Annotated in this window: 8 protein-coding genes; 5 read left to right on the top strand and 3 right to left on the bottom strand. The window is 68.1% G+C overall.

Features of this window, described 5'->3' with window-relative positions:
* Window positions 1-301: 301 nt before the first annotated feature.
* The 3 genes from ELR45_RS01080 to ELR45_RS01070 all read left to right on the top strand — a co-directional run bounded on the left by ELR45_RS01080 (window position 302) and on the right by ELR45_RS01070 (window position 3,168).
* The gene (locus ELR45_RS01080; RefSeq protein ID WP_205855651.1) at window positions 302-1,198 is read left to right on the top strand and encodes a MurR/RpiR family transcriptional regulator; all 897 of its coding nucleotides are present in this window, start codon (window positions 302-304) and stop codon (window positions 1,196-1,198) included.
* A 93-nt stretch (window positions 1,199-1,291) separates the two neighbouring features.
* Window positions 1,292-2,752, top strand: a complete 1,461-nt coding sequence (locus ELR45_RS01075) for a pyridoxal phosphate-dependent decarboxylase family protein (RefSeq protein ID WP_129662735.1) — start codon at window positions 1,292-1,294, stop codon at window positions 2,750-2,752.
* A gap of 41 nt (window positions 2,753-2,793) precedes the next feature.
* Complete coding sequence (locus tag ELR45_RS01070) at window positions 2,794-3,168, top strand: PH domain-containing protein (RefSeq protein WP_129662733.1); 375 nt, start codon at window positions 2,794-2,796, stop codon at window positions 3,166-3,168.
* A 278-nt stretch (window positions 3,169-3,446) separates the two neighbouring features.
* Here the strand turns inward: ELR45_RS01070 and ELR45_RS01065 are convergent, their stop codons facing one another.
* Window positions 3,447-3,821: a potassium channel family protein gene (locus ELR45_RS01065; protein ID WP_129662731.1), complete on the bottom strand. Its 375-nt coding sequence runs from the start codon at window positions 3,819-3,821 to the stop codon at window positions 3,447-3,449.
* 113 nt (window positions 3,822-3,934) lie between these two features.
* Between ELR45_RS01065 and ELR45_RS01060 the strand changes: the two genes are divergently transcribed.
* Complete coding sequence (locus ELR45_RS01060; protein WP_129662729.1) at window positions 3,935-4,765, top strand: alpha/beta fold hydrolase; 831 nt, start codon at window positions 3,935-3,937, stop codon at window positions 4,763-4,765.
* 95 nt (window positions 4,766-4,860) lie between these two features.
* Here ELR45_RS01060 and ELR45_RS01055 read toward each other — a convergent pair whose 3' ends face one another.
* Entirely contained in the window at window positions 4,861-5,505 is a 645-nt protein-coding gene (locus tag ELR45_RS01055; RefSeq protein WP_129662727.1) for a protein-L-isoaspartate(D-aspartate) O-methyltransferase, read from the bottom strand.
* Between the two features lie 50 nt (window positions 5,506-5,555).
* Window positions 5,556-6,896 carry a cytochrome P450 gene (locus tag ELR45_RS01050; RefSeq protein ID WP_205855650.1) on the bottom strand — a complete coding sequence of 447 codons (1,341 nt, stop codon included), beginning with the start codon at window positions 6,894-6,896 and terminating at the stop codon, window positions 5,556-5,558.
* Window positions 6,897-7,008: 112 nt separating this feature from the next.
* Between ELR45_RS01050 and ELR45_RS01045 the strand changes: the two genes are divergently transcribed.
* Window positions 7,009-10,017: AfsR/SARP family transcriptional regulator (locus tag ELR45_RS01045; RefSeq protein WP_165367353.1), on the top strand; the 3,009-nt coding region annotated here is incomplete at its 3' end.

The raw sequence follows: 10,017 nt of genomic DNA, 5'->3' as shown, positions 1-10,017 counted from the left end.
ATTGGACGTCAGCTTCCTCTGTCCCTGGCTCGGGGTCGCCGTCGGAGTCGGTCGTGTTCGCGTCGGAACACGCGGCAAGCGTCAGCGACGCCAGCGCGACTGTACCGATGGCGACCCGGCTGAACCGACTGAACGGCGTACGGCGCGGACTGGCCGGCATGCGCTTCCTCCTTGTTGAACGGTTCGGGCGAGGACGGATGCAGCTCCTCAACCGTGCGTCGTACACGCGACTACGTACAGAATGTACGCACAACATGTTTTCGCAGTATCAACTGTGCGGATTGGAATGTATCATCCATCCGTGACAACCGGCGACGTCGACAGCTCCAACGCCCGCATGGTCCTGGTGCGGATCCGGGCCGCGCTGCCGTCGCTGCCACCATCGGAACGACGGATCGCGGAAGCGATCCTGTCCGATCCGGTGACCGTCGCCGGATGGCCGGTGACCAGGCTCGCGGCCCACTGCGAGACGTCCACCACGTCCGTCGTCCGCTTCTACCGGCGCCTGGGTTATTCCCGGCATCAGGACCTGCGCCTGGATCTGACCCGTGAGTCCGCTCGGGAGACGTTCGAGCATCCCGCCCGCCCAGCCATCACCGGCGACATCGACCGCGACGACTCGTTGCCCGATGTCGTCGCGAAGATCGCCCGCAACGAGGCGCTGGCCATCGCCGACACGGCGGAGGTGCTGGATCCGGCAGCGCTGGAAAGTGCGGTGACCGCCATCGTCGCGGCGCGCCGTGTCGACGTGTTCGGGGTAGGGGCGAGTGCGGTGGTCGGCCTGGATCTGCAGCAGAAGCTGAGCCGCATCGGCCGCACGGCGCTGAACTGGCCCGACTCTCATTCAGCGTGGACATCGGCCGCTGTCCTGGACCCGAAGTGCGTCGCCATCGGCATATCGCATACCGGGAACACAGCCGACACGATCAAGTTCCTGGAGCTGGCAGCGACCGCCGGAGCCACGACCATCGCGATCTCGAACTACGCCGGCTCGGTGCTGGCAGCCGCCGCCGACATCATGCTCATCACGGCTGCCCGGGAGACCCGGTTCCGCCCGGGGGCTCTCGGCAGCCGGATCGCGCAGCTGATGGTGGTCGACTGCCTGTTCACCGGGGTCGCGCAGGCGTCGTACGGCCAGTCGATGGAGGCGCTGCGGCAGACATACGCCGCTGTGCACGGCGAACACCTGGGAGATTGACCCACTGCGCTTCGACCAGCCGTGACAACGATCTGCGGCGGGCGGTTGGGCCTGGAGCTGTCGGCGACTACGGGGAAGTGAATACAATGCGCCATGGGTGATACGCAGCCGAAAGTGCCCGTCGAGGCCGGGGATGCGACTCATGGCTCGGCATTCGACGGTCCCTTGGGGGAGGCGTACCGGCAGGCGCTGACCCACCTGGCTGGACTGTCGCACCGGCCGGTGGGCGTTCGCGCGACGCCGGCACAGTTGCGAGAGGCTCTGGCCGGACCGCTTCCCGAGGAGCCATCTGACCCGCAGCACGTGGTGACCGCCCTGGTGGAAGCCTGCGAGCCGGGGGTGGTGGCCACGGCCGGCGGAAGGTTCTTCGGGTTCGTGATAGGTGGTGCTACACCCGCCGCTCTGGCCGCCGACTGGATGACGTCGGCGTGGGACCAGAACGCCGCCATGTACGCCGCGGCTCCGGCGGCTGCGGTGGTCGAAGAGGTCGCCGGGACCTGGGCAGCGCAGCTGCTCGGGTTGCCGTCGGAGGCGTCGGCAGGGTTCGTCACCGGTGGTCAGATGGCCAACTTCGCCGGGCTGGCCGCAGCCCGGCACGAGGTGTTGCAGCGTGCAGGCTGGAACGTCGAGACGGAAGGGCTGGCCGGGGCGCCTCCGATACGGATCATGGCCAGCGACGGGCGGCACGAGACGATCGACCGGGCGCTGCGATTCCTCGGGCTCGGCACCTCGGCAGTCACGTCTGTCCCGACGGACGCGCAGGGCCGGATGGACCACGCGGCGCTAGGCCGGATGCTCGCGGGCGAACGCGGCCCGTTGATCGTGTGCGCCCAGGTCGGCAACGTGAACAGCGGAGCGATCGACCAGGTGGGGGAGATCTGTCAGATCGCGCACGACGCCGGGGCATGGGTGCACGTCGACGGCGCGTTCGGGTTGTGGGCTTCGGCCAGCCCGAGACTGCGGTCGTTGGTGGCCGGCGTTGAGCTGGCCGACTCGTGGGCGGTCGACTGCCACAAATGGCTGAACGTGCCCTATGACTCTGGGTTGGTGTTCTGCGCACATCCCGAGGCGCACAGCGCGGCTATGGGGATACGGGCCGCATATCTGCCACACGGGGCCGGTAGTACACGCGACTCGCTCGACTTCAATCCGGAGCTGTCGCGGCGTGCTCGCGGATTTGCCGTCTATGCGGCTATTGCGGCGCTCGGCCGCCAGGGCATCGCCGACTTGGTGGAGCGATGCTGTCACCACGCCCGAACGTTCGCCGACCGGTTGAGTGCCCACGAAAGGGTCGAGGTGCTCAATGACGTGGTCCTCAATCAGGTGTTGGTCCGTTTCCTTGCCGCAGACGGGGACCACGACGGGTACACGCGGAGCGTGCTGCGGCGGGTGCAGGAGGAGGGCACCTCATGGATGGGCGGCACGACCTGGCGGGGACAGGCAGCGATGCGGATCTCGGTTTCCAGCTGGGTCACCGACGAGGCGGATGTGGACCGCACGGTACAAGCCGTACTGCAGTGCGCCGCCGCCGCGGACCACGACCGTCCCCAATGACTTCGGATGCCAGGGGAGGCCCGGGGCACTACTATTCGGCCGTGATCGATTTCTCGAACGGCTCCGTTTTCAAGCTGAATCCGTGTAACCCCTCCGACGTCATTCCCGAGGTGGCGCCCATTCTGATCCCTGGTGAGAATGTCCTCGCGTGCTTCAAAGCGGTGCGGGATTTCGTGGTGTTCACCGACAAGCGGTTGATCGCGGTGAACGTGCAGGGGATGACCGGGAAGAAGCGTGACTTCTCGACTCTGCCGTACAGCAAGATCCAGGCATTCTCAATCGAGACCGCCGGCACGTTCGATCTCGACGCCGAGCTCGAGCTGTGGTTCAGTGGCCTGGGTCGGGTCCGGCTGGAATTCAAGGGCTCTTCAAACATCCGGCAGCTTGGCCAGATGATCGCCAGCTATACCCTTTGACGTGCCGCGGTAGGCAGTTCCAGGCTCCTGCGGGCTCGGCACTGGCGACCCCGTCGGCCACGCTCGCACGTTCGCGCGTGGCGTCGTCAGTTTCGGGACCCATCGAAGTTGAACAGCCGCACAGGTCAGGGCCGGAGTTCCCAGAGGGCGCTGGTGGGGGATCAAGCACCACTACGACCCGAACAACGTTTTCACGTCAACCAGAACATCCAGCCCGCCGCCGACTGACCACCAGCCGGTGCATCAGCCGAGGCTCAACGGTGGAACCGGCCTGATACTCAGTCCTGGTCTTCCGGTGAGCTGCGGTGACGTCGGTGCAGATGCGGCTTCGCAGCGTGATGAGCGACCAGAGCCCGGGCCAGGGAGGTGCCGAACGCGACGAACAGGCCCACCGCGAGCAAGGCATAGACCATCGTGAAAACCTTCGACAATGCCTCCTGTGGTGCGAGATCGCCGTACCCGATCGTCAAGCCGGTGACGACGGAGAAGTACAGGCTGTCGAGCACTGACCAGCCTTCGACCAGCGTGTAGAAGGTCGTCGCGCTCGTCACCAGCACGACGATGCTGACCGTGATCCCGCGGAAGGCCAGGTCCCGCCAAGCCGTCCGGAACGCTGCAAAGAAGCGCCTCAGCATCAACAAGAGACCCAACATGGACGTACAGTACGCGATGCACTAGGGCGAAGCCCCGGGACGGAAATACCGGTTGTGGCAGTCAGCTGCTGTGTGCTTGCCTAGGCGGACATTCGCCGGCTGAGAGGGGCACCATGGCGACGACGTCGTCCACACCGACGGGCATCGCATACGAGCGGGCGGGTCCCCGTGGTGACCTGCCCGTCGTTCTTCTCCACGCGGGCGTCGCGGATCGCCGGATGTGGGATTCCCTGTGGCCGGCGCTGACCGCCGAACGCGATGTCGTCAGGCTCGATCTGCGCGGGTTCGGCGAGTCGACGGTCCGTCCGCAGGGCCCGCTTTCGCATGTCGATGATGTGCTCGACACATTGGCCGTGCTCAGCATCGAGCAATGCCACGTGGTCGGCGCTTCGTTCGGTGCCGGCGTCGCCGTCGAGGTCGCGCTGCTCCGGCCCGAACTGATGGACTCTCTGCTCCTGTGCGGACCAGGTGGATCGCTCATCGCCGAGATGACGCCGGATCTGCGTGCGTTCATCGAGGCAGAGGACTCGGCGATCGCCCGTGATGACCTGGACGGTGCGGCCGAGGTGAACGTGGCCTGGTGGGTCGACGGCACTCAACGGGAGGCCGGTGACGTCGACCCGGCGGTCGGCGGCCTGGTCCGACAGATGCAGCGGCAGGCATTCGAGGTCACGGCCGAGTGGGACGACGTCGACGAGATCGAGCTGGATCCGCCCGCGCTCGATCGGCTCACGGAGATCCGGGTGCGCACGCTGGTTCTGGTGGGTGCGCTGGATCTCGACGCCATCCACGACGCGGCACGGCGCGTGGCTGCCGGGATCGACGGTGCACATCACGTCGCGTGGCCGGGCGTCGCCCATCTGCCTTCGATGGAACGCCCCGACGATTTCCTGGCGCTGCTGCGCGGATGGCTGGCGGATCGGAGGCCATCGGACCTGTCGTGAAGCCTCCGTCACGACCGGGTCGAGTCCGCGCCATGCCGCGACCTCCATGAGGTCTGCTTCGACCTGCCGTAGCCGTCGGCCTTACTTCTGGTGGTTCATGTAGTGGTTGGGTCCGAGCTGCCGTGCCGGCCGTACAGTCGGACGAATCTGGCTGGGGTGAGTTCGTCACGGCGGTGTAGCCCGTGTGTGGTTCGGTCGAAGGCGGCGACGACCTCGTCGCCACCGGGGCCGATCGGTTGCACGAGTCGCCCGCCGACGCGCAGCTGGTCGACGAGTGGTTGTGGGACATCGGCGTGGGCGGCGGAGACGAGAATGGCGTCGAATGGCGCGAGCTCGGGCGCGCCCAGCGTGCCGTCGCCGAGGAGTAGCTGAGTATTGCCGATGCCGTGCTGGTCAAGATGGCGCCGCGCTCGTTCGACCATGTCCGGCCATCGCTCGATGCTGACGACGTCGGCGGCGAGCGTGGCCAGTAGTGCGGTCTGGAATCCGTAGCCTGTGCCAATCTCCAGGACGTGGTCGTCGCCGGTGAGCTGGAGCCCTTCGATCATGCGGGCCGACAGCGACGGCTGGGTGGTCACCTGGTTGTGGCTGATGGGTATCGGTTGGTCGAGGTAGGCCACGTCGGCGTGCCGGGCGGGGACGAAGTCGGCGCGGGGGACCGCGCGTACCGAGGCCAGCACGCGTTCGTCGCGTACGCCGCTGGCACGTACCAGGTCCGCCAGGTGGTCGGGCGTAGACATGTCGGGCCGATCCGATTCTCGTTGGGGTAGCAGGTAGCTGATCCTCCGTGTCAGGAGCGCGGGCGAAGGACGATGTCGCAGCCTCGGCCCGGAACGAGGGTCACGTTGCGCAGATGAGCCGGTTCCGGCTCGGGCCGTCGGGCTCGCACGTCGTACCGGCGGAGCAATGCGCGCAGCACCTCGGTCGCCTCCATCAACGAGAAGCCGGCGCCCAGACAGCGCCGCGTGCCGCCGCCGAACGGGATCCAGTTCGACGCGGGCACCGGGTCGTCGCCGAGGAAGCGCTCGGGCCGGAACTGCTGCGGGTCTGGATAGAGCGCGGGGTCCGCGTGCACCAGCCCGATGGCCGGCATGAGGGTGGTGCCGCGTGGCAGCCGGTAGCCTGCGACGTCGAAAGGCTCGGTCGACCGCCGGCCGACTTGATAGATGACCGGGTGCAGCCGCAGCGCTTCCTTGGCGACGGCTTCCAGGTAGGCGTCGTGGTCAGCGTCGGCCGCATCTTGCGCACGGCGCAGGACGCTCGGTCGTCGTGCCAGCTCATGGAATGCCCAGGCCAGCGCCGTCGCCGTCGTCTCGTGCCCGGCCAGCAGGAGCGTCACGAGCTGATCGCGCAGCTCGACGTCTGTCCACGTCCCGGCCTGTAGGAGCTGGGACAGCACGTCGGCCCGATCCGCGAGATCGGAACGCCGGCGGCGTGCGGCGATCTCGTCGTAGAGGATCGCATCGACGTCGCGCTGGATGCGGCGGTAACGCCGCCAGGGCGGGTAACGCATCAGCCGGGGATAGAACGCCGCCAGCATGATCAACGGATTGACCTGAACTACCGCGCTGACCAGGGGCCGCAGCCGGGCGAGCCGGTTCTCGTCGGTCACTCCGAACACCACCTGCAGGATCACCTCGAGCGTGAGCGCCCGCATCCGGTCGTGCATCCGGAACGGCCGGCCGACCGGCACGTTCGCCGCCGTGGCTTCGGAGAGTTCCGCGACCAGGCTCTGATAGCCGTGCAGCGCCTGCCCGTGGAACGCCGGCATCAGCTGCCGGCGCACTCTCAGATGATCGTCCTCGTCGAGGACCAGCGGTGAGTTCGCGCCCATCACCGCCGCCATGATGGTGTTGCCCTCGCCTGTGTGCAGAACCTCAGCTGAGGCACCGAAGACGGTACGGATGTGCTCTGGACGGCTGAGCACGACGACGACGCGTCCACCCGGGATGAGCCGGACGGTGAACACGTCGCCGTACCGGTCTCGCAGCCTCGGGAACCATTGCGCGCGCCGGACGGCGAAGACGGCGGTCTGGACGGCCATCGGCCACGACGGGCCGGGCGGCAGCTCACGTGCCGTCCGTCGGTCCAACGTGCGTGAGTCGAGCAGCGGAGTCGGCTCGGTCGTCACGGCAGCTCCAAGGGTCGAGCATCTCTACGGACACGATGCCTCGGGAGATCCCGTAATGCCAGCGCCAGGCCCGGTTCGGGCCGGGGAGCGTTGTTGAGCGACAATCCTGTCAATGCGATTCGGCATCTTGGGTCCGTTGGAGGTGTGGTCCGCCGACGGCGAGCCTGTGTCGGTAGGCGGGCCCCAGGTGCGTTCGCTGCTCGCCCTGCTCCTCCTGGACGCGGGGCGGGTGGTCACCCGCGAGCGGCTCATCGACGGTCTGTACGGCGAGGATCCGCCCGAAGGCGCCGCCAACGCATTGCAGTCCCAGGTGTCCCGTCTTCGCCGCGGGTTGCGCAGCGCGGCGGGCTTCGGCGATGTGGTCGAGTTCGATCGGTCCGGTTACCGGGTGGCGATCGATCCCGACGACGTCGACTGGCACCGGTTCGAAAGGCTTGCTCGCGATGGGCGGCACGCGTTGGGTGTGGGCGACCATGCCCGTGCGGCGGCGACTCTGGACGAGGCTCTTCAGCTGTGGCGCGGATCGGCGCTGGCGGATGTGACCGGGGTGCCCTTCGCCGACGCTCAGACAGTCCGACTCGAAGACGCGCGGGTGGCCGCCGTGGAGGATCATGCTCAGGCTCGGTTGGAACTGGGCGACTTCCGGGCTGTCGTCGCCGAACTGGAGCAGGTGGCAGCCGCGTACCCATTGCGGGAGCGGCCACGCGCGCAGCTCATGCGGGCGCTGTACGGCGCCGGTCGGCAGGCGGACGCGTTGGCCGTCTATGAGGACCTGCGGCACTCGCTCGCGGAAGGACTCGGCACAGACCCATCCCCGGACGTGGCCGAGCTCCATCTGGCGATATTGCGGGCGGACGATTCGCTGACCGACAACGCCGCGGCGACTGCGACCGTTGGTCTGCCCGCTCAACTGACCAGTCTCGTGGGGCGTGACGACGACGTCCGATGGATTCAGAAGCTGTTCGACCAGGCCCGCCTAGTGACCCTGACCGGCCCGGGAGGCATTGGGAAGACCCGATTGGCCATCGAGGCGGCCACCCGGATGCCGGGGGAGGTCTGCTTCGTGGACCTCGCCGCCCTTGACGACGCGGCGGCCGTGCCGCGGGCGGTGATCAGCGCACTCGGCCTGCGCGACGTCGGACTGCTGACTCCCACGTCGCCGACGACCGCGGCCGACCCCATCGCACGACTGATCACGGCACTCGCCGACCGCTGCATGCTGATCATTCTCGACAACTGTGAGCACGTGATCGACGACGCCGCCCGGTTGGCCCAGCGGCTGCTCGGCGCCTGTCCTGATCTGCGGGTGCTGGCCACCAGCCGGGAGGTGCTCGGCATCATCGGTGAGTCGCTGGTTCCGCTTGCCCCGCTCACGGTCCCGCCGGCCGGTACGCCCGCACCCGACGTCGTCGGCTACCCGGCTGTGCAGCTGTTCGCCGAGCGGGCCGCGGCTGTTCAACCAGGCTTCGAGGTAGACGGGGTCAACGCCGACGCGGTCCTGCGGATCTGCGAAGCCCTCGACGGGCTGCCGCTGGCGATCGAGCTGGCCGCGGCGCGGCTGCGTTCCCTGCCGGTCGAGGAGATCTCCTCCCGGGTGGGCGATCGGTTCCGGTTGTTGTCGCGAGGGAACCGTGCTGCTGAACCTCGGCACGAGACGCTGCGTGCGGTGGTCGAGTGGAGCTGGGAACTGCTCAGCGAGCGGGAGCGGACGCTGCTGCGGCGGCTGTCCGTGTTCGTCGGAGGCGGCGCTGCGGCCGCGGTCTCCCGGATATGCGAGTTGCCGGATGACGAGGTGGATGACCTGCTGGCGGCTTTGGCCGACAAATCCCTCGTCGACCACACCGGCGGTCGGTATCGCATGCTGGAGACCATCCGGGAGTTCGCCGCCGAGCGACTCGCCGAAGAGGCTGAGGAAGACCGACTGCGCAGGGCCTACGCCGAGTACTTCCTCGAGCTGTCGGAGACCGCGGAACCTTATCTGGTGGGTGCGGATCAGCTGGACTGGCTGGCACGGTTGACCGCCGAACGCGCGAATCTCCATGCGGCCCTGCACTGGGCGGTGCGGTGCGATATCGGAATAGCGCTGCGGCTGATGGCGGCGCTGTCTTGGTACTGGTATCTGCAGGGCCTGCGCGCAGAAGGCGCTCCCATAGCGGTGTCGTTGCTCGAGGCGCTCGGCGAGAACCCGCCCGCACAATGGGCTGAGGAATACGTCCTGTGCGTGGTCAACGCCGCGCCGAGTGGAGCGCTCGGGTCGCGGCTGGGCGCGTATCTCGACGAGGCCGAGACGTTCATGGCCGGCATCGACCGCCCCTTGCGGCATGCCGCCACCATGGTCGGATGGGCGCTTGTCGGTGGCCCCGGGAGGTCGGACATGGCCGCTCACCACAAGCAGGTCGGCCCCGGCCAGTGGCCCCGGGCCCTGTCTCGGCTGGGCGTGGGCTATCGGCACTTGTTCAACGGGGAGACGGCGCAAGCGGAGGGGGACTTCCGGGCCGCGCTCGACGGATTCCGCGCAACCGGCGACCGCTGGGGCATGGCGAACACCCTGGACCCGCTGGCCATGCTGGCCAACTGGCGAGGAGATCGGGAGATGTCCCTCGTCATGATCAATGAGGCACTGGAACTGGTTGAGCAGGTCGGCGCCCTCGAGGACGTGGCTGATCTGCTGTGCCGCCGCGCCGACGCCATGGTGCACGCCGGTGATCTGGCCAGTGCTCGACTCGACTACGAACGGGCCGCCGAACTGCTGCGGCGAGCGGGCGTGCCGGAGAAGATGACTACCGTGTATCGCGGCCTGGGTGACATAGCCCGGCTCAGCGGCCACCTGGCCAAGGCCCGCGACCTTTACCGGGAGGCGCTGGCCGCTGGCGAGTCACAGACGTTCAACGCCGAGTCCGAGACGCGGCCGTTGGCCATGGTAGGGCTGGGTCACATCGCGGCTGAAGAGGGCGACGCCGACACGGCCGCGGCGCAGTTCCGCGGTGCACTGCGCGGCCCGCTGGCGCACGACAACCTCCCGATCGCGGCGACCGTCGTCGAAGGGCTGGCGACTGTCGCGCTACTCGGCGGCGACGGGCAGCGGGCCGCGAAGCTGCTCGGCGCCGGGCGGGCGTTGCGC

It is taken from the genome of Phytoactinopolyspora endophytica, assembly GCF_004138495.1.
Classification (GTDB): domain Bacteria; phylum Actinomycetota; class Actinomycetes; order Jiangellales; family Jiangellaceae; genus Phytoactinopolyspora; species Phytoactinopolyspora endophytica.
This window is presented reverse-complemented; position numbering and strand designations above follow the sequence as displayed.